Origin of the sequence: Lactonifactor sp. BIOML-A5, assembly GCF_009677585.1 — a bacterium.
In the GTDB taxonomy this organism is placed as follows: domain Bacteria; phylum Bacillota; class Clostridia; order Lachnospirales; family Lachnospiraceae; genus Lactonifactor.
In genome coordinates this window covers 1-20,266 of the sequence record NZ_WKYV01000017.1, presented here as the reverse complement: position 1 = coordinate 20,266, position 20,266 = coordinate 1, and the positions used below count along the sequence as shown (strand labels likewise).

At 45.8% G+C, this 20,266-nt stretch carries 17 protein-coding genes; 3 read left to right on the top strand and 14 right to left on the bottom strand.

The genetic code is table 11. The features are described from left to right. Window positions 1-87: 87 nt before the first annotated feature. From GKG41_RS14210 to GKG41_RS14165, 10 genes are all read right to left on the bottom strand, one after another. Entirely contained in the window at window positions 88-1,203 is a 1,116-nt protein-coding gene (locus tag GKG41_RS14210) for a chitobiase/beta-hexosaminidase C-terminal domain-containing protein (RefSeq protein ID WP_154259717.1), read from the bottom strand. A gap of 38 nt (window positions 1,204-1,241) precedes the next feature. Continuing rightward, window positions 1,242-3,698, bottom strand: a complete 2,457-nt coding sequence (locus GKG41_RS14205; RefSeq protein ID WP_154259715.1) for a DNA translocase FtsK — start codon at window positions 3,696-3,698, stop codon at window positions 1,242-1,244. Between the two features lie 31 nt (window positions 3,699-3,729). Continuing rightward, window positions 3,730-4,605, bottom strand: a complete 876-nt coding sequence (locus tag GKG41_RS14200) for an undecaprenyl-diphosphate phosphatase (RefSeq protein ID WP_154259713.1) — start codon at window positions 4,603-4,605, stop codon at window positions 3,730-3,732. Between the two features lie 153 nt (window positions 4,606-4,758). Further along, window positions 4,759-5,469 (bottom strand): ATP-dependent Clp protease proteolytic subunit, encoded by a 711-nt coding sequence (locus tag GKG41_RS14195; protein WP_154259711.1) that lies wholly within the window; start codon window positions 5,467-5,469, stop codon window positions 4,759-4,761. A 121-nt stretch (window positions 5,470-5,590) separates the two neighbouring features. After that, on the bottom strand, window positions 5,591-6,319 hold the full coding sequence (locus GKG41_RS14190) for a YebC/PmpR family DNA-binding transcriptional regulator (RefSeq protein WP_154259709.1): 729 nt from the start codon (window positions 6,317-6,319) through the stop codon (window positions 5,591-5,593). Further along, window positions 6,289-7,674 carry a hemolysin family protein gene (locus tag GKG41_RS14185; RefSeq protein ID WP_154259707.1) on the bottom strand — a complete coding sequence of 462 codons (1,386 nt, stop codon included), beginning with the start codon at window positions 7,672-7,674 and terminating at the stop codon, window positions 6,289-6,291. Before GKG41_RS14185 ends, GKG41_RS14190 begins: the two co-directional genes overlap by 31 nt. Window positions 7,675-7,728: 54 nt before the next feature. Then, window positions 7,729-8,103 carry a type II toxin-antitoxin system PemK/MazF family toxin gene (locus GKG41_RS14180; protein ID WP_072852726.1) on the bottom strand — a complete coding sequence of 125 codons (375 nt, stop codon included), beginning with the start codon at window positions 8,101-8,103 and terminating at the stop codon, window positions 7,729-7,731. Window positions 8,104-8,222: 119 nt separating this feature from the next. Beyond that, entirely contained in the window at window positions 8,223-9,395 is a 1,173-nt protein-coding gene (alr, locus tag GKG41_RS14175; protein ID WP_154259703.1) for an alanine racemase, read from the bottom strand. A 4-nt stretch (window positions 9,396-9,399) separates the two neighbouring features. Then, window positions 9,400-10,893, bottom strand: a complete 1,494-nt coding sequence (locus GKG41_RS14170) for an NAD(P)H-hydrate dehydratase (protein WP_154259701.1) — start codon at window positions 10,891-10,893, stop codon at window positions 9,400-9,402. Window positions 10,894-10,954: 61 nt separating this feature from the next. Beyond that, entirely contained in the window at window positions 10,955-11,599 is a 645-nt protein-coding gene (locus tag GKG41_RS14165; protein ID WP_072852719.1) for a redox-sensing transcriptional repressor Rex, read from the bottom strand. 134 nt (window positions 11,600-11,733) lie between these two features. On the opposite strand from GKG41_RS14165, the gene GKG41_RS14160 reads away from it, so the two are divergent. Further along, window positions 11,734-13,644, top strand: a complete 1,911-nt coding sequence (locus tag GKG41_RS14160) for an ABC-F family ATP-binding cassette domain-containing protein (protein WP_154259698.1) — start codon at window positions 11,734-11,736, stop codon at window positions 13,642-13,644. 68 nt (window positions 13,645-13,712) lie between these two features. On the opposite strand, the gene GKG41_RS14155 is transcribed toward GKG41_RS14160, so the two are convergent. From GKG41_RS14155 to GKG41_RS14140, 4 genes are all read right to left on the bottom strand, one after another. Continuing rightward, window positions 13,713-14,909 (bottom strand): NADP-dependent isocitrate dehydrogenase, encoded by a 1,197-nt coding sequence (locus GKG41_RS14155; RefSeq protein ID WP_154259696.1) that lies wholly within the window; start codon window positions 14,907-14,909, stop codon window positions 13,713-13,715. Then, the gene (locus tag GKG41_RS14150) at window positions 14,906-15,622 is read right to left on the bottom strand and encodes a GntR family transcriptional regulator (RefSeq protein WP_226904428.1); all 717 of its coding nucleotides are present in this window, start codon (window positions 15,620-15,622) and stop codon (window positions 14,906-14,908) included. Before GKG41_RS14150 ends, GKG41_RS14155 begins: the two co-directional genes overlap by 4 nt. A 15-nt stretch (window positions 15,623-15,637) precedes the next feature. Continuing rightward, entirely contained in the window at window positions 15,638-17,035 is a 1,398-nt protein-coding gene (locus GKG41_RS14145; protein WP_154259695.1) for a 2-isopropylmalate synthase, read from the bottom strand. 110 nt (window positions 17,036-17,145) lie between these two features. Beyond that, window positions 17,146-17,988 (bottom strand): S8 family peptidase, encoded by an 843-nt coding sequence (locus GKG41_RS14140; protein ID WP_072852709.1) that lies wholly within the window; start codon window positions 17,986-17,988, stop codon window positions 17,146-17,148. 120 nt (window positions 17,989-18,108) lie between these two features. Here GKG41_RS14140 and GKG41_RS14135 point away from each other — a divergent pair, with 120 nt between their 5' ends. After that, a complete protein-coding gene (locus GKG41_RS14135) occupies window positions 18,109-19,800 on the top strand; it encodes a S8 family peptidase (RefSeq protein WP_154259693.1) in 1,692 nt (563 codons plus the stop codon). Between the two features lie 62 nt (window positions 19,801-19,862). Beyond that, window positions 19,863-20,135 (top strand): chorion class high-cysteine HCB protein 13, encoded by a 273-nt coding sequence (locus tag GKG41_RS14130; protein ID WP_154259691.1) that lies wholly within the window; start codon window positions 19,863-19,865, stop codon window positions 20,133-20,135. Window positions 20,136-20,266: the final 131 nt, after the last annotated feature.

The following is a 20,266-nucleotide window of genomic DNA, read 5'->3' as shown; positions in this document are numbered from 1 at the left end:
TATGTATTCATTATTACATAAATAACGTGTATCACTGTCTAGTATAAGGCAAAATGCCCAAAATATCAACGTTATTTTTTTACCAATCTAGTAAACTACGTAGGTTTCGCTGGCTACATTGCTCACTTTACCATCCTCATCCACTAAAATTACCGAAAAAATATTTTCCCCCTCCTGCATAGATACAGGTCCTCGGTATCTTTTGCTGGAGGTTGTAGGAGTTTCATTAAAAGCATAGTAGGCAGTACAGCCTTCTGGTACTGTCACTTTAATAGTATCTGTGATCTCAAATTCCCCTGAAGTAGGTGTAATCTCAGGTGTCCCAGGTCCCACCAGCGTAATGGTATAATTCTGTGTGACGATTTCGCTGGGAATCCCTTTCTCATTGTAGGCAATTACATTTAATACCGTACTGCCCTCAGGGAGTTCAATACTGCCGCTGTACGGTCTGCTGGTCTTATCCGGGATACTTCCGTCTGTTGTGTAATAGATGGTATCTGAATCCTCCGAGGGATAGAGATTCAGCTTTAATTTCTTTTTGTAGGTACCGGATTCATCGCTGAATTTTGGTACCTCACAGACATAAGACGCGTATTTCTCCAGAATCTTTTCCTCCGTGCAGTTATCCATGAGTGCCTTGATTTCTTCCGTTTTATCCAATGCCTCATAGAGCCGCAGAAGCTGTCCGTAGGCGTTGACACTGGTGGGATGATTTTTCACAGCTGATTCCAGGATGGGAAGCGCTGTGCCGGTATCACCCTGAGCAGTAAAGATTTCCGCCAGCAGAAGATTTGCCTCCACACTGTCAGGATTCAGAGAAAGAGCCCTGTCTGCATATGTTAAAGCTTTATCAAAGTTCTTGTTAGAAAGCTCGGATTCTGCCTGGGCCAGCTGATAATCAAAGGAATTATAGTTCTTTCTGTTAATGATAAAAGCAATCAATGCCAGGAGCAGTACACAGATAACAAATCCCAGAACAGTAGTATGTACTTTCTTCTTTTTTTCCTCTGCTTTTCTTCGGGCCTCTTCCTGTTCCTGTTTTCTTCTTATCTCTTCGGGGTCTGGAATGCTTTTTTTAATCTGATGCTGCTGCATCAGAGTTTCAAGTGTTGAATAATCGGGAACCCATTGTACTTCCTGTCCGCAGACAGGACAATACAGGGTGCCATCCTGCATATTCGCTCCGCACTTTGAGCATTTCATAGTTTAATACCTCATTTCTTTTATTTGCAATGATCCTTTTACAAGCACTCTTCAATGTATCGTTCAAATTCTTCCATGCTCATCAGCACTTTTCTGGGTTTGGTGCCTTCCTCTTCGCCAACTACTCCGGCGTCGCACAGCTGTCCCATAATTCTTGCAGCGCGGTTGAAACCGATTTTAAACATGCGCTGGAGCATACCGATAGAAGCCTTATCTTTTTCTATAATAAATTTGCCTGCGTCTATAAAATAATCGTCCAGATCCCTGCCCCCCTCAGAGGCCCCTGCAGAAGAGGCGGTCTGTGCCTGGTTGATTTTTTCTTCGATTTCCGCATTATATTGAATTCCATGGTTCTGCTCCGATAAAAAGCGGACAACCTCTCCCACTTCCGGGTCTGAGACAAAAGCCCCCTGTACTCTGGCCGGCTTTTGATATCCCTGGGGATAAAAAAGCATATCTCCTTTTCCCAACAGCTTTTCCGCTCCATTCATATCCAATATCGTCCTGGAATCCACGCCGGAGGAGACTGAAAAGGCAATCCGGGAAGGCATATTTGCCTTAATAAGACCGGTTATTACATTCACAGAAGGGCGCTGAGTCGCTATAATCAGATGGATACCGGCCGCCCTGGCAAGCTGAGCCAGACGGCAGATAGCATCCTCCACCTCGCCCGGAGCAACCATCATCAGATCCGCAAGCTCGTCCACAATAATAATAATCTGAGGGAGAGGCTTCGGCTTAGTTTCATCCTCAATGTCCTTGATAGCAGCCACTTTTTTATTGTAGCCCTTTAAGTCCCTGACATTATATTCCGCAAATTTGTTGTAACGTTCCGTCATCTCGGCAACCGCCCAGTTCAGAGCACCCGCTGCCTTCTTCGGATCCGTAACAACAGGGATAAACAGATGGGGAATTCCATTGTATACACTCAATTCCACCACTTTGGGGTCTATCATAATCAGCTTCACCTCTTCCGGATCTGCTTTATAAAGAATACTCATAATCAGTGTATTAATGCAGACCGATTTGCCGGATCCTGTGGCTCCCGCAATGAGGAGGTGCGGCATCTTGGCAATATCTGTAATTACAGGCTGGCCCGCGATATCCTTGCCTGCGGCAAAGGTTAGTTTTGATTCCGCCTTTCTGAAGGCGTCTGTGTCTATCAGATCCCTGAGCATAACTACACTGTTCTTTTCATTGGGTATTTCAATTCCCACGGCAGCTTTTCCGGGAATAGGTGCCTCTATTCGAATATCTGTGGCTGCGAGGTTCAGCTTAATGTCGTCTGTCAGTCCCACAATCTTGCTGACCTTTACCCCCTGTTCCGGCTGAAGTTCATATCTGGTAACGGTTGGCCCGCAGCTGACATTGGTAACCGTAACTTCAACCCCAAAACTTTTTAAAGTATCCTCAAGCTTTCTGGCCGTTTCTCTCAGATGTAAATCCGAGTCGCCTCCCGCTCCCCGGCTGCCTTTTTTCAGAAGAGTAACCGGGGGAAACTCATAGGCGTGGGTCTCAGCTGCAGTATGCGTTGCAATCTCGTCCTTAATATTGCTGATGCCGCTCTCGATTTCCTCCTTGGTAGAACGCGGATTCCTGGAGACTGTATTTTCTTTGGACGGCTCCTCCGAAGCTGCTTCTGCCGGGGGATCGGAGCGGTGGATCTCAAAGGTTTCCTCACGGGACTCTTCCCCGGAGGGTTCCGGAACATGGACTGACTCCGCCATATCAACTGAGGTTCCGGCTGATTTTCTTTTCCGTCTGGCCGGCTTTTCTTTAACCGGCTGTTCTTCTGGAGCCCCAGCAGGTGCCAGATTAGCATCCACCAAAGTATCTTTCGCCCTGCGGGAACGCCTGCCATCCCCCTGTTCCTCTCTGGATGCCGCAGCCGTTCTCTGGGCTTTTCTGGTCTTCCGCTCGCTTTGGGCTGTCTGGTATACCCGGCTTCCCCCTTTTTTCAAAAAGGAAAAAAAGGAACGCTGTGTGATTAGAATCAATGAGATGATGAGGGCTATGATAAGGATTACATAAGCGCCTGCAATCCCGAACGCCATACTGCTTATATTGCAAAGCAGTCCCCCTAACACTCCTCCCCCGGTTTTATATTTTGACGAGGTTTCATAATATTCTAAAATTGTTGTACCTTTTAGATACCCCTCTGTGAACAACTGCATTAAACCGCAGGCTGCCAGGAAAAACAGGATGCTGCCTATCAGCTTCCTGCGCGCCAGCTTGTTCTGTCTGTTGGATATGAAAAAAGCAATTGCCAGAAACAAATAAATTGGAAATATATAAGACATGAGACCAAAGATCCCAAAGAAAAAGGCACTGATCCCATTGCCAACCACGCCTCCAATTCCAAAATTACTGATGAGCAGGATGATTGACAGAGCAAGGATTACCAGCAGGAATATTTCTCCATAAAGCAAGTTCTCAGAAGCAGTTTTCCTGCCGGCAGTCTTCTTTTTTGTTGTTCTCTTTTTCGCTGTGGCCATTCGGGCTCCCCTCCCTTATTGTTTTACGCAATTACAAAGCAAAATGACATACGATCGCCACAATACCCATGAAAAAGCAATAGATAGAAAAATACCGGAACTTTTTCTTCTGCACCATAACAAGCATGGTTTTGATACAGATATACCCTACGATACCCGCAATTACTGTACCTCCGATATAAGTCAGCATCATCTCCCAGCCAATATCCAGGCCCGGGATATCTTTAAATTCCAGAATTGCCGCTCCGAGAACAGCCGGAATAGACATCAAAAAAGAATATTTTACGGCAAACTTGCGGTTAAACCCACAGAGAAGGCAGGCTACAATCGTGGTACCTGAACGGGATACCCCGGGGAATGTTGCCAGACCCTGACAAGCGCCTATCGCCAGTGCGTGCCAGTAGCTCACATCCTTGGGAATTTTCTGTCCGGCTTTAAAATAATCTACTACAAGCAAAAGAACGCCTGTCACCATAAGGCCGATTCCCGGAGCCAGAAGCGTTGCGGCAGCCGCTGTTACAACTTCTTTCATAAGCAGGCCTATGACACCCGTGGGGATAGTGGAAACGAGAATCAAAAGAATCATTTTCCGGTAATTGTTGGAGATGATTTTTTTATACCGTCTGGCGTCTCCTTCTTTTTTGTTATGTACCATTGTCTTGGCATTCTGAATAATGTCATAGACAATTCTGCAGAATTCCAGAATCAGACGGGCAATGTCTTTGCGAAACGCAACCAAGATTGCGATCAGCGTTCCTACATGGAGCATTACGTCATATAAGATTCCAGTTTCGGTATTGATCTTTAATATATTTTCAAATATAGCCAGATGTCCGGAACTGCTGATGGGCAAAAATTCCGCGACACCCTGTATTACTCCCATGAGCAGGGCTTCTAGTATCGTCATTGTACAATTCCTTTTCTTTTGTATTTAAGCAACTGTGCTCAATCCGATATTATAGCATAATTTCCGGTTTTGCACAATTAGTAATTCGTGTAAACAGTCTCAGACCGGGGGAGTTTCCAGATAATTCCACCCCGCTCCCGGCCTGAGGAAAAGTTACTGCTGTTTGGATTCCTCAATCAGCTGATAGAGCTTTTTCAGTGCCTGGCTGATGCCGCCCACTTCATCAATGAGACCTTCCCTGACTGCTTCTGTCCCCTCCAGCATTGTTCCCACATCTTTCACCAACTGGGTAGTGTCCAGCATCAGGGTTTCTATTCTCTCCTGCTTCATGTTTGAGTGGGCAGAGATAAATCCGGTGATTCTGTCCTGTATCTTTTCCATGTTCTTATAAGATTGCATCACGCCGATAAACATACCGTTAGTCCGAACCGGATGTATGACCATAGTAGCACTTGGCACGATAAAGGAATAGTCTGCGGATACGGCCATAGGCACCCCTATAGAATGTCCCCCGCCCAGAACAAGAGATACGGTGGGTTTGCTTAGGGATGCAATCATTTCCGCGATGGCAAGACCCGCCTCCACATCCCCCCCTACTGTATTCAAAAGGATAAGAAGACCGTCAATATCCTGATTGTCCTCGACCATAGCAAGCCTGGGAAGTACATGTTCATACTTCGTGGTTTTGCTGTTATTGGACAGGGATTCATGTCCCTCAATCTCCCCGATAATTGAAAGAAGATGGATTCTGTGATCTTCGTTATTCTCGTTGAGAATTACCTGGCCGAATTCCTGAATCTGCTCATTCTGTGCCGCGGTTTTGTCTAATTCTTTCTGTTTATTTGCATCTGTATTATTATTCATAGCTGCCTCCTTTTTTGCAGATAGTATGTGTGAAAGGAGGACAAAAAATACGGGAAAGCGTTCCGAAAATGTACCGGAAAACTTTCCCCGCTTTTTCTCTTAATTATATTACAGCAGTTCTTTACTCATCCCAATTGTGATATACATACTGTACATCATCATCGTCCTCCAGAAGGTCCAGCGTCTTCTGCAGATTTTTAACAGCTTCCTCATCTGTAAGTTCTACATAGGTCTGTGGAATCATCGTGACCTCTGCTTCAATCATGGGAATGTTCATAGCCTCAAGAGCTTCTCTGACCGCCGTAAATGAATCCGGATCTGTGAGGATCTCATAGCTGTCATCTTCCTCCTGGAAGTCTTCCGCGCCGGCGTCAAGGGCTGCCATCATCAGATCATCCGCGTCCATCTCACATTCCTCTTTGTCGATGATGATCTGTCCCTTTTTATCAAACATAAAAGACACACAGCCGGGAGTGCCGATGCTTCCGTTTCCCTTGGTAAACGCACTCCTCACATTTCCCGCTGTGCGGTTTTTATTGTCTGTCAGAGTATCTACGATAATAGCAATTCCATTCGGACCGTATCCCTCGTATGTAATATACTCGTAATTATCGGCATTGGAATCTCCGGCTGCTTTTTTGATACCCCTGTCAATGGTATCGTTGGGCATGTTATTGGCTTTGGCTTTCGCGATAACATCTCTGAGCTTACTGTTATTGGCCGGATCCGGCCCTCCCTCTTTTACCGCTACCACGATTTCTCTCCCGATAACCGTAAAGATTTTTCCTTTCTTGGCATCGTTCTTTTCTTTCTTATGCTTTATGTTTGCAAATTTTGAATGTCCTGACATGCTTCTTCTCCTTCTTTTTCTTCTTGTAATTTTTTTACACGGACTTTTTGAACCGTATTATTTAATACGGACAGGATTTCGAAGGAATACCCTTTTCCCTGTACCTCTCTGTCCTCTTCTATATTGGGAATATGTCCCAGAATAGAAGTTAAATAGCCATTTAGTGTTTCATACTCTTCTTCCTCAAAATCTATTCCCAGCACTTCCCCGACCTGTTCCAAAGGTGTAAGGCCGTCCATGATCAGAGTATTATCATGCTGCGTCTGTATGAAATTATCATCTTCATCGTATTCATCGAGTATATTTCCCACAATTTCTTCCAGAATATCCTCCATGGCTACCAAGCCGGAGGTTTGTCCATATTCATCCACAACGATTACCATATGCACCTTTTTAGCCTGCATATGCTTAAAGAGCAGATTAATATTTCTTGTTTCGGGAATAAATACAGCGGGACGAATGAGATGGGAAATCTCTTTCAGCTGCTTATTCCCATTATGGTGATAGGTCAGCTGCTTCATGGCATCCTTCAGATGAAGAATCCCCTGAATATTATCAATATCTCCGGAATACACCGGATATCTGGAATTGCTTTTTTCCAGCATAACGCCGATGGCTTCATCCAATGTCAATTCCTCATCCAGGCTGTTAATATTCTTCCGGTGAGTCATAATATCCTTTGCCTCGGTATCGCTGAATTCCATAATATTCTGGATCATCTCTGCTTCGCCTTCTTCTATGACCCCCTGCTCGTGTGCCTCGCCCACAATGGAAATAATCTCTTCTTCCGTAAGGTCGTCAGAGACTTTATTGGGATCAATGCCGAAGATCCGGACCACCAGATTGGATAATTTTGTTATGACAAAGGTAAACGGACGGCAAAGCCTCATGGCCAGCCGTACAAAACCGACATAGCGGTAAGCATACTTCTCAGGATGATAACTGAAGATTTTTTTAAAGGAAAGGATTCCAATACCCAACAATAAAATCAGGATAACCAGAATTACAAGTATTACAGAAATCACTGATAAAACGGAAACTGATATGTATTGGTCCAGTGCATACCCTCTGAAAAAACGGATGAGATATGGGGTAAAGCCGCGCACGCCCAGATATCCTGCCAGAATACTGAAAAGTGTTGCAATTATCTGGAGCGTGTTGACAAATCCCGTGGGATTCTCCAGCATCTTCAGCAGATATCCTGCCTTTGTATCCCCGTCATCCGCCTTTTTCTCCAGTTCGCTTTCACTCACCCTCTGTATGGCGGCTCCAAATCCATATAAAATACCGTTAATAATGATAAATAAAACAAAAATTATGCAGGCCCATAAAGGGCTGCTACTCCCATCGTCCATGAAAAGCTCCTTTATTTTCCAAATTTCTCATTTGTCATTAAAAATATATCATTTTCATTTACGTTCGTCAAGATTACGCCTGTATGTAGGAAGATCCAGACTAATGCAAAGTGCCTGATTCACTTTCATAAGGATATCCTGATCCAGATGGCAGACCTTATCTTTTAATCTCCTTTTATCGATTGTGCGCAGCTGTTCCAGTAAAATAACGGAATCCTTTACAATGGCATAAGATGCTGCATCAATTTCAATATGAGTCGGTAATTTGGCTTTATTCATCTTGGATGTAATGGCGGCGCAGATTACTGTGGGGCTGTGCTTATTGCCCACATCGTTCTGTATGATTAAGACCGGGCGGATTCCTCCTTGTTCGCTGCCCACCACCGGCCTTAAATCAGCGTAAAATATATCACCACGTTTTATAACCACACAATTCACACTCCGATTCTTATTGCCGGGCATCGCATACAGCGGCCCGGCAATTATGTTATAGCCATAGTATTGCCATCTTCCTCATGTGTATTCAAACTGTATGTAATTTTTGCTAATCAATCTTCTTCAAAATAGTCGGTCTGTTCTGCAATCTCTCCATTCTTTATATATACCCGGGGAACCCGTTTGTTAATTTCTGTTACAAATTCATAATTAAACCGCCCGCAGAGATCTCCCAGTTCATCGGCAGTAATCGTCATCTCTTCATCTGTTCCCAGAAGAGTTACCGGATCTAGTTCCTGTACATTGGGGATCCTGGTGACATCCACCATAAACTGATCCATACAGATCCTGCCCAGGATAGGTGCCTTCTGGCCCCGTATTAAGACATGACCCTTGTTGGAGAGGAAGCGGGCGTAACCGTCTGCATACCCTACCGGAATCGTGGCTATCTTTGTCTCCCAGTCTGTTTTAAAGGTTCCTCCCAGGCTGACCGCCACATCGGCCGGCACAGTCTTAATGAAAGCAATATGACTTTTTAAAGACATTACAGGCTTCAGAGAAACGATATCTCTTTCTACCTTGCTGGAAGGATAGAGGCCGTAAAGGGCAATGCCGGTTCGGGCAAGATCCAGATTAGCCTCCGGTACACGGATCAAAGATGCGCTGTTGGAACAATGCTTAAGCGGAATATGAATGCCCGACTTTTCCGCCAGTTCCAGGAAGTTAAGATAGCGATCCAGCTGTACATAAGCAGGACGCTTGCTTGTTTCGTCTGCTCTGGTAAATTGGGAATACAGGCCTTCCACTTTGATATTGGGCAGAAGCTGAATACTTTGGATTAATTTAATGCTTTCTGCGGTATCTGAAAAACCTGTGTTGGTCATACCTGTATCTACGGAAAGGTGCACCTTGATTATTTTTCCTGCCTTCTGCCCCGCTTCCGACAGTTCCCGTGCCATATCCAGCTTAAAAACGGTGGGGCGGATATCATAGGCTGCTATTGTATCGTAATGCTCCCGGAAAGAATAGCCCAGAAGCAGTATAGGATTGTCAATGCCGTTTTTCCGGAGACTGACGGCTTCCTCCACTGTGGCCACTCCAAATCCCCATAGGTAGTCCAGATCTTTTATATGACGGGCAATGGGAACCGCTCCGTGCCCGTAGGCGTCAGCCTTCAGGACAGCCATAAGTTTGGTGTCCATATGTATATTGCGTTTCAGATTTTCCATATTGTGAATGATTGCATCAAGATCGACAGAAGCGTAGATACGGCTGTATTTTTTCATATTTTTATCCTCTTTCTCTCAAAATAGGAGCCAGTCCCCGGATAATATCCCGGGCCAGCAGACTATAGGATCCAAGCTTTTCTTTTGCAATATCTCCTGCCCTTCCATGGATATAAACCCCAAGAGGAGCAGCTTTTTCCGCCGGCAGGCCCTGGGCCAGCAGACCGGCAATCACGCCGGTAAGGACATCTCCCGCTCCCGCAGTGGCCATTCCCTCGTTGCCGGTCAGGTTCAGATAGCAGGCACCGTCCGGTAGGCAGGTCACTGTTCTGGCATCCTTACAGACACAGATTAGGTTTTTGGATCGCCCGTAAGCCTGTACATTTTTAGGAAATTCTTTTTTCAGGGCAGATACCGTGGTGTGGAGCAGCCGGGCCATCTCTCCCATATGAGGCGTAATCACACAGGGGCCGCTTCTTTTCGCCAGAAGTTCTTCCTGTGTGCTCAGCAGATTCAGACAGTCTGCGTCCAGTACCATAGGTTTTCTGCAATTTGCCAGAATCCAGGCAATCATATCCAAAAGCATAGGATCTTTGCCTATGCCCGGTCCAATGGCTATTACATCCGCCCACTGAACTGCCTCACTGACAGCCTGGGGATTCCAGTCCGCCTCGCCATATACAGAGAGCATTGCCTCAGGGAGCTGCGTCTGCAGTATAATTCTGTTTTCTTCCCGTGTATGTATTCTGACCATACCTGCCCCTGTTGCCAGACAGGCATTGGAAGCCAGAAAAGCAGCACCGCTCATTCCTTTGGTCCCTGCGATCATCAGCACTTTGCCAAAGTTCCCCTTATTCCCGGAGGGCTGCCGTTTCGGAAGAAGGCCAAGCTCGCTCTCATCCATACAGGAATAATACTTTCTTGTATCCCCAGTCTCCATCAGCTGTATTCCGATATCGGCGACTGCCAGCTCTCCTGCATACTCAGCTCCGGGGTAGAAATACAGACCTGCTTTTGGGAAGGCAAAGGTTACTGTTTTATCCGCCCTCACCGCTGTTCCCATAATTTCCCCTGTGTTTCCGTGGATTCCTGAGGGTATATCAACGGAAATCACCCTTGCAGATGCAGCGTTAATGGATGTAATAACATCATTATAACTCCCGCTTACCTTTCTGGAAAGACCAACCCCAAAAATTGCATCTACTATAGTAGTATATTCATCCCACGCCGGGTTATTAACAAATGGTACCCTGTAATTTTTTGCTATGTCTATTTGTATGCGCATTTCCTCTGTCCAGCGGTCTTTATTACCCACTAAAAATATTTCAGCTGTAACTCCTCTGTTGTGAAGAATTCTGGCCATTGCCACCCCGTCTGCCCCATTATTGCCGGACCCGCATACAAGCAAAATCCGATCTTTAGAAAAAAGCGGTTCCCTGATTTCTTCCACTGTACACAGGGCCGCCCGCTCCATCAATACAAGGGACGGAATCCCCATATCCTTTATCGTGTGGGTATCCAGGGCTTTCATCTGTTCGCTGGTTACTGCGTAATGCATAGATCCCCCTCCTCCTTGTTCGAAAAATTAGCAGCGGAAGCTCCGCTGCTAATTTCTCAATTTATTGTTGATGTTCATTCACATATCTGTTCAAATTATAGGACAGCCGCATCAGGCTTTCCGACAAGTGCACATTTTCTACAATCACATTTTCCGGTAAAGTGAGATCCAGGTGGGCAAAATTCCATATCGCCTTTATATTATTAGCCACCAATAAGTCAGCCATCTCTGCGGCTTTGTTTTTCGGCAGTGTCAGGGCGGCTATCTGTACACTATTGTTCTTTAAAAACTCCTCCAGATCACTTATCATCTTAATCTCAATTCCACGGACAGATACCCCTGCCAGTACGGGATTGACGTCAAACAGTCCAACTACCTTAAAACCTCTTTTTTCAAACTGAACATAATTAGCCAGCGCCTGTCCCAGATTGCCGGCTCCCAATATAATCATATGATGCACATGGTCTAATCCTAAAATTTTACCGATCTCCGTGTACAGGTACTGTACATTGTATCCATACCCCTGCTGACCGAAACCGCCGAAATTATTAAGATCTTGTCTGATCTGAGATGCTGTCACCCGCATCTTCTCGCTTAGTTCATTGGAAGAGATTCGCTCTACTCCGTCTTCCATTAGTTCACCCAAATATCGGTAATAGCGAGGTAGTCTGCTTATCACTGCCCTAGAAATCCCCTTAGCGTCCAAAAACTTACCCTCCTATTCTATTCTTGGTTTTATTATATATAACCGTTAAAATAATGTCAAATGATTATTGGATTTTTTCGGTTGTCAAATTTTGTTTTTTCGTTATAATAGGTATAGGAAACGGAGGAAGTGTTATGATACTAGCTTGTCAGGAAATAAATAAGACATTTGGAAGTATGCATTTGATAAAAAATGCTTCTTTTCACATAGAGGAAAGAGAAAAGGCTGCTTTGATCGGCATTAACGGCGCCGGAAAAACTACACTGCTGAAAATAATTATGGGGGAGATGCCTTCGGACTCAGGGGAAGTAATCCTGGCGAAAGGCAAATCCATAGGTTATCTTGCCCAGCATCAGGAACTGGACGGGGACCACAGTATCTATAATGTGCTCCTGGAGGTAAAACAGCATATTCTGGACATGGAAAAAAAGCTGCGTTCCATTGAAGCTGAAATGAAGCATACCGCCGGCAGTGAACTGGATCGTCTCATGGAGGCGTACTCCCGTCTCTCCCATGAATTCGAGCTGGTGAACGGATATGCCTATAAAAGCCAGATTACCGGGGTACTGAAAGGACTGGGATTTTCGGAGGAAGACTTTGAAAAGCCGGTCTCTACCCTGTCCGGAGGCCAGAAAACCAGGGTTGCTCTGGGAAAGCTGCTGCTGTCCGAGCCTGATATTATTCTTCTGGATGAGCCCACCAACCACCTGGATATGGAGTCTATCACCTGGCTGGAGTCCTATCTGCTGAATTATCCCGGCGCAGTTCTGATTGTCTCCCACGACCGGTACTTCCTGGATCGGGTAGTTACAAAAGTAGTGGAGATTGACTTTGGGAAGGTGACCACCTTCCTGGGAAACTATTCTGCCTACGGAGAAAAGAAAGCCATGATACGCAATGCCGAGTACCAGGCATATCTCAATCAGCAAAAAGAGATAAAGCACCAGGAAGAAGTCATCACCAAGCTAAAACAGTTTAACCGGGAAAAATCAATCCGGCGTGCGGAGAGCCGTGAAAAGATGCTGGAAAAAATCGAAGTTCTGGAGAAGCCCCAGGAAGCCGCAGACCAGATGCGGATACAGCTGGAACCCCAGATCGTCAGTGGAAATGATGTACTGGAGGTAGAACATCTCGGTAAATCCTTTGACTCTCTGCATCTGTTTGAAGATTTGAATTTTTCAATAAAGCGGGGAGAACGGGTGGCTGTTATAGGAAACAACGGTACCGGCAAAACTACCATTTTAAAAATCTTAAACGGACTGATTCCTCCGGATACCGGAGTCTTCCATCTGGGCAGCAAGGTACACGTGGGGTATTATGATCAGGAACACCACGTACTACACATGGAAAAAACCATTTTTCAGGAAATATCCGATGACTATCCCCGGCTGACTAACACACAGATCCGCAATGTGCTTGCCGCCTTTTTATTTACAGGGGATGATGTATTCAAACAGATCCAGTCCCTAAGCGGCGGGGAGCGGGGAAGGGTCTCCCTGGCTAAGCTTATGCTCTCAGAAGCCAATTTTATTATCCTGGATGAGCCCACCAACCATCTGGATATTATGTCCAAAGAGATCCTGGAGCAGGCATTGTGCGGATATACAGGCACTGTACTCTATGTCTCTCATGACCGTTATTTTATTAACCAAACTGCCACAAGGATCCTGGAGCTGACGAACCACAGTCTGGTGAATTATATTGGAAATTACGATTATTATCTGGAAAAACGGGACGAGCTCACCCAGATCTATGCGCCCGGAGAGGAGCCGAAGACTGCACAACGATCCGCAGCTTCACCTACCAAGACAGATTGGCAGCAGCAGAAAGAGGAGCAGGCCAGGAGAAGAAAACGGGAGAATGATCTAAAAAAGGTGGAAGCGGAAATCGAAAAGCTGGAAGACAGAGAGAAAGAAATTGACTGCGAGATGGAGAAAGAAGAGGTTGCCACTGACGTGGCCCAATGTGTGAAACTCAGCAATGAAAAGGCTGAAATTTCCCTGCAGCTGGAATCTCTCTATGAAAAATGGGAGGAGCTGGCCTAACAGTAAAAGAAAGGCAAGAGGGCATTCTGTCATTGATAGACTGCCCTCTCGCCTTTTATATATTTTATTTACAGATTTTCTTTCACTGCCAGGATGAATTCACGGCTGTTTAGTACCGTTGGATTTTCTATGGTAGTAATCAGAGCAAGATCCTTTGTCATCTTTCCTCTCTCGATGGTTGCTATAGTAGCTGTCTCCAGTTTATCGGCGAAAGCCATCAGTTCCTGATTGCCGTCCAGTTCTCCTCTTTTTCTCAGAGCTCCTGTCCAGGCAAAGATTGTTGCCACAGAGTTGGTGGAAGTTTCCTCCCCCTTCAGATGTTTATAATAATGACGCTGTACCGTTCCGTGGGCAGCCTCGTATTCAAAGTATCCGTGAGGAGATACCAGGACTGAAGTCATCATGGCCAAAGAGCCAAAAGCTGAAGAAACCATATCACTCATTACATCACCGTCATAATTCTTGCAGGCCCAGATAAAACCGCCCTCTGCTTTCATAACACGGGCAACCGCATCGTCAATAAGTGTATAGAAGTATGTAATGCCTGCCGCCTCAAATCTTTCTTTGTATTCTTTTTCATATACTTCCTGGAATATATCCTTAAAGGTATGATCGTATTTTTTGGAAATGGTGTCCTTAGTGGCAAACCATAAATCCTGTTTTGTGTCAAGGGCATAGTTAAAACAACTCTTTGCAAAACTGCTGATGGACTCATCCAGATTATGCATACCCTGTGCAATTCCAGGGCCTGCAAAGTTATGCACCAATTCTCTCTTCTCCGTACCGTCCTCAGCTGTGTATACCAGTTCTACCTTACCGGGACCAGGAATCACCATTTCCGTATTTTTATATACATCCCCATATGCGTGTCGGGCCAGGGTAATGGGCTTTTTCCAGTTTCTGACACAGGGTTCAATCCCCTTTACTACAATAGGGGCACGGAATACAGTTCCGTCCAGCATGGCGCGGATCGTGCCGTTAGGACTTTTATACATCTCCTTGAGATGGTATTCATCCATACGTGCAGCATTCGGAGTGATTGTGGCACATTTGACCGCTACTTTATACTTCATGGTTGCTTCTGCGGCATCAATTGTTACCTGATCATTGGTCTCATTTCTGTATTCTAATCCTAGATCATAGTATTCTGTGTTTAAGTCAATAAAGGGGGACAGTAATTCGTCCTTGATCATCTGCCAGAGAATGCGGGTCATCTCGTCTCCGTCCATCTCCACTAAAGGTGTCGTCATCTGAATTTTGCTCATTTTTTACCTCCTGTTATTAAGTCATCATCTGCTTTTAATATGTCTTCCAGGTTATAATGTCCCAGATTCTCTATTGTGTTAATAATGTGCTGGGTAGCTACCTCTTCCGCCTTCCCGGCGTCCCTGGCACGCAGGGCATCCAGGATCTTGTGATGCTCTTCGTTTGTCTTTTTACAGCGGATTCTATTGGATATGGAAGCTTTTCTTACCTTCTGAACGTACTGGTGATAGTCTGAAAGGGTGTGTGCCAGGATCTTGCTGTTGGAAGCCTCATAAAGCAGCTCATGGAATCTTCCGTCAAGTTCAAATACCTGATCATAGTGTTCCTTCTGGGCATGATACTCGGACAGAAAAGCAGTCTCTTCCATAAGATCCAACTGCTCCTTTGTAATGCTTTGGGCCGCCCACCGGGCACAGAGCCCTTCCAGCTTGGCACGGATTCGATAAATATCCTGAATATCTTTCACAGTAATGCCAGTCACAAAAGCCCCTTTGTTGGGAACAATATGCACCAGTCCCTCCAGTTCCAGCTGGCGCAGTGCCTCCCGCACCGGTGTGCGGCTCACACCCAGCTCCCCTCCGATAGCGGCTTCTATCAGTTCATCTCCCTGCTGATATCTGCCGCTTAAAATATCATCTCTGATTTTTTGAAAAACTTTGCCTCGAAGTGACGATTTTTTTAATTCGCCTCCCGGGCCGTCATAGTCTGCCACAATTAGACCTCCTTGTTAATTCGTTCCCAGCGTAATTCCAAGCCGCTCACAAGTCTCTGCAATCACAGATGTAAGCTCATCATCGGTCAGTACCGTAACACGTCCGTCCTCATATTCTTTATCTACCCAGGCTTTTACCATTGCTACCAGTTCGCAGTTTTTGCTTACCTGTGCATCCCCCTTCAGACGGTAATGTGTATTAATCCAGTGGGCAATGCCTGCCAAACCTGAAGTGTTGGAGACTGCCACCTCTACCGGACGGTTCAGAAACTTTTCCGTGTCAAAAATATTATAGATCTCTTCATTTTTCAGAAGACCATCCGCATGGATCCCTGCCCTTGTAATATTAAATGCACGTCCCACAAAGGGAGTTCTGGAGGGCAGACGATAGCCAATTTCCTTTTCGTAGTAATCTGCCAGTTCCGTGATCACTGTAGTATCCATCCCGTCCAGGGTTCCCTTCAGCTGGGCATATTCAAAAACCATAGCTTCCAATGGCGTATTTCCTGTCCTCTCTCCGATGCCGAACAGGGAACAGTTCACTCCGCTTGCACCGTAGAGCCATGCTGTAGTAGAATTGCTCACTGCCTTATAAAAATCATTGTGTCCGTGCCATTCAATTAATTCTGAGGGAACTCCGGCGTGCGTCATAATGCCGTATATGATACCCTGCACAGAACGGGGAATTACTGCCCCTGCATAGTTTACACCATATCCCATAGTATCGCAACAGCGAACTTTAATGGGGATCTGATATTCTTTCATCAGTCTCATCAGTTCCAGACAGAAGGGTATGACATAACCATAGATATCAGCCCTTGTAATATCCTCCAGATGACATCTTGGACTAACTCCAATCTCAAGGCATTCTTTGATGATGCTTAAGTAGTGTTCCATTGCCTGTTTTCTGGTCATCTTCATCTTATAAAAGATATGATAATCCGAACAGCTTACCAGAATCCCTGTCTCTTTTAATCCAATTTCTTTCACCAGTTCAAAATCTTTTTTATTTGCCCGGATCCAGCTGGTTACTTCCGGAAACTGATATCCTCTTTCCAGACATTTATAAACAGCATCCCTGTCCTTCTTGCTGTACAGGAAAAATTCACACTGGCGGATTTTCCCTTTGGGTCCCCCCAGTCTGTGAAAGTAGTCATACATAGTCACAATCTGCTCCGTGGAATAAGGAGCACGTGACTGCTGTCCGTCCCGAAAAGTAGTATCCGTAATCCAGATATCGTCCGGCATATGATGAGGAACAATACGGTCATTAAATGCAATCTTAGGCACCTCGGTGTAGGGAAACAGGTTACGGAAAACATTAGGGGTCTCCACATCTACCAGAGGATACATATGCTCCTCAAGAGTTAATAAATTCGTATGTGGATCCATCTTTACAGGTCTGTTTTGCATGTTCTTTACTCCTTTTCTCATTTCTTTATTTTTGTATCATCGTATACAATCAAACAATTAAGATGATTGTATACGATGATACAATATTTGTCAATGCATTGCAGGAAATTTTAGGAAGCTAAAAAGTCATGAATTGAAAAGCTGCCCCATCCTTGAATGTTGTGGGTGTACCCGAGATCTCTTGCGGTCTCTTTCAGCCTGTATTTTATTTCCAGATTACTCATTGCCGGATATTTTTCCAGAAGCAGAGCAATTGCCCCGGATATCATTGGAGTGGACATGGAAGTTCCGCTCTTAACTGTGTAAGACCTTCTGTCTGGCTTGGAGGAACAGGAAATAATGCTGTTGCCCGGAGCTACGATATCCGGTTTGCAGATGCACTGACTAGTGGGGCCCCTTCCGGAAATCCCCTGATGGCGTGTCAGCATATCACTGGATCCCACGGTTATCACCTTTTTGCTGCTGCCCGGGGCAGTAATGGTTCCCGGATGAGGCCCCATGTTGCCTGCCGCAGTTACCACGATAAAGCCATCATCCCAGGCAGCCTCCACCCCTTCAATCAGGTCTTTATGTTCATCGTTTACTTTTTGTGTGGTGCCCACAGAGATGTTAATAATACGGATATTGTAATTTTCTCTGTTCTCCCTTATCCATTCCAGGGCTTTTAGTACATGAGCCTTGCTGCCGTTTCCATCCTGATCCAGCACCTTAAGTGCGATAAGATCACAGGCGGGCGCCACTCCGCAGTAACGCCCCTTAGAAGCTATGCCGGCTCCCCCGATGATGCCTGCCACATGAGTTCCGTGTCCATTATCATCGTAGGGGGTGCGGCGATGATGAATAAAATCTTTAAAAACAACAATTCTATCTTCAAAATCCACATGGGGAAAGATACCGGTATCCAGTATGGCTACCCCGATATGGCGTCCAGTCAGCTTATAATTAGTGTCCAATTGTATTGCCTCATTGTTTATGCTTACTTTAAGATATTCGCTGTCAGAAAAAAAGCCATTAGCCTACTTTAATTCTTTGCGACATAAAATGAAAGCAAGGAAACATTTAAGGAGATTTTATTGGCAGACATACGAGATATGATACTGGATCAGAATTACGGAGATTTCATCATCCCCAACCGTCAGGGATTTCTGGAAAATTACAGGGACTACGGTCCCCAGGTACTGAACAGGTATTACGGACTGATACACCCCCCCTTAAACGGAAGATTTCTGGAGTATCTGAGCAGCTTTACCTATAACTTCACTCCAAAGCTTCTGACCCTCATGGATACGGTGAGTCTTGACGCCTCCGGAATCACAAGAGTACAAAACCAGCCGACTCTGAATTTGAAAGGAAGCAATATGCTCATAGGATTTCTGGATACAGGGATCGATTATACCCATCCGGTATTTCGCAGAAGTGACGGGAGCAGCCGGATCTACGGTATCTGGGATCAGACAATCCAGACGGGGACACCCCCTGAGGGCCAGTACTATGGCACCGAATATACCAATGAGCAGATTAATGAAACTTTGAGATCCGATTCTCCCTCTGCGCTGGTTCCTACGGAAGACACCAACGGTCACGGCACCTTTCTGGCCGGTGTGGCTGCAGGCTCTGCAATACCGGAAGAGGACTTTGTCGGTGCAGCTCCGGAAGCGGCTATTGCCATGGTGAAGTTAAAAGAGGCGAAGGATTATCTGAAGGAATTCTATTTTGCCACCGGTCCCGGACCCTTTTATCAGGACACGGACATTATTCTGGGCATACGCTATCTCCTGTCACTGGCAGGCCGCCTGAACAGGGCTCTTGTAATCTGCATCGGTCTTGGTACGAATCAGGGATCTCATTCAGGGGAAACACCCCTGAACTCCGTGCTGAGTTCTATTTCAGAAGAACGGGGCACCCATGCCGTTGTAGCTGCAGGCAATGAGGCGGGAAAGGCACATCATTATTATCAGTCCACAAATACAAATTGTTATCACGAGGCAGAAATCCTGGTAAAAGAAAATACCTCTGGTTTTACTATGGAACTGTGGGGTTCCCCCCTGGAAACATACTCCGTGGGGTTCGAAACTCCTCTTGGGGAGGTGGTTCCCAGAATTCCGGCCCGGATCCGGCTGACAGATACCATTGATTTTGTTCTGGAGAGGACTAAGATCTTTGTAAATTATGAAGGAATACAGACAATATCCGGGGGACAGATGATATTTATGCGTTTTACAGACCCCACACCGGGAGTATGGCGGTTAAGAGTTTACTGCAGTTCTGAGGGAACCGGCAACTTTCACATCTGGCTGCCTGTGTCAGGTTTTTCCGATCCTGATGTAATCTTTCTTCAGCCAAACCCGGATACCACTTTGACCACCCCCTCGGCATCGGACCAGGTAATTACTCCCAGCACCTATAATGCCTATGACGGAAGCCTGTTTTTGAATTCCAGCAGAGGATACACCCGCCTGGGAGATATCAAGCCGGATATTGCGGCCCCGGGTGTCAATGTATTCGGTCCCCGTGCAGGAGGCGGTTTCACCACCATGACCGGGTCCTCGGTTGCATCTGCCATTACCTCGGGGGCAGTGGCTCTGATCGCTGAATGGGGAATCACCAACCCCAGTCAGGAACGGGTATTCAACAGCGATGAGATAAAAACGCTGCTGATCCGGGGAGCAAACCGCAGCCCCTCAAGGCTTTACCCAAATCGGGAGTGGGGATACGGAACCCTGGATGTCTATCAGATCTTTTCATCTTTTTCATCTATTCAGTAACACATACAGGCCCTGACACATAAGATGAAGTGTAATCAAACAAAAATAATGGAGGAACAAACATGAGCGATTTAGCTGCTACAAACTGTGGATGCGGATGCGAAGATACTTGTCAGGGAGGTTGCGGATGCGGTGACCGCGGATGTGGTGTACGTCCGGACTGCGGATGTGGCTTCGGCGGAAATTCCTGTGGTTCTCTTATCTGGATCCTGATCCTGCTTTGCTGCTGCGGCAACGGCGGCTTCGGCGGTGATTCCTGTGGATGCGGAAACGACAACAACTGCTGCTGGATTATCTTACTGCTTCTGTTCTGCGGAAACGGTTCTTTCTGCTAGTACCAGCCAATAAAAAAGCCGGGGAGTTTTCCCCGGCTCAGACTGTAGACAAACTGGTTTTGGGCTTTGTATCCCAGAGCCAGTTTTCTTTTATTAACCAAATTGCGTTCCAAATAAAGTTTGTGTAATGG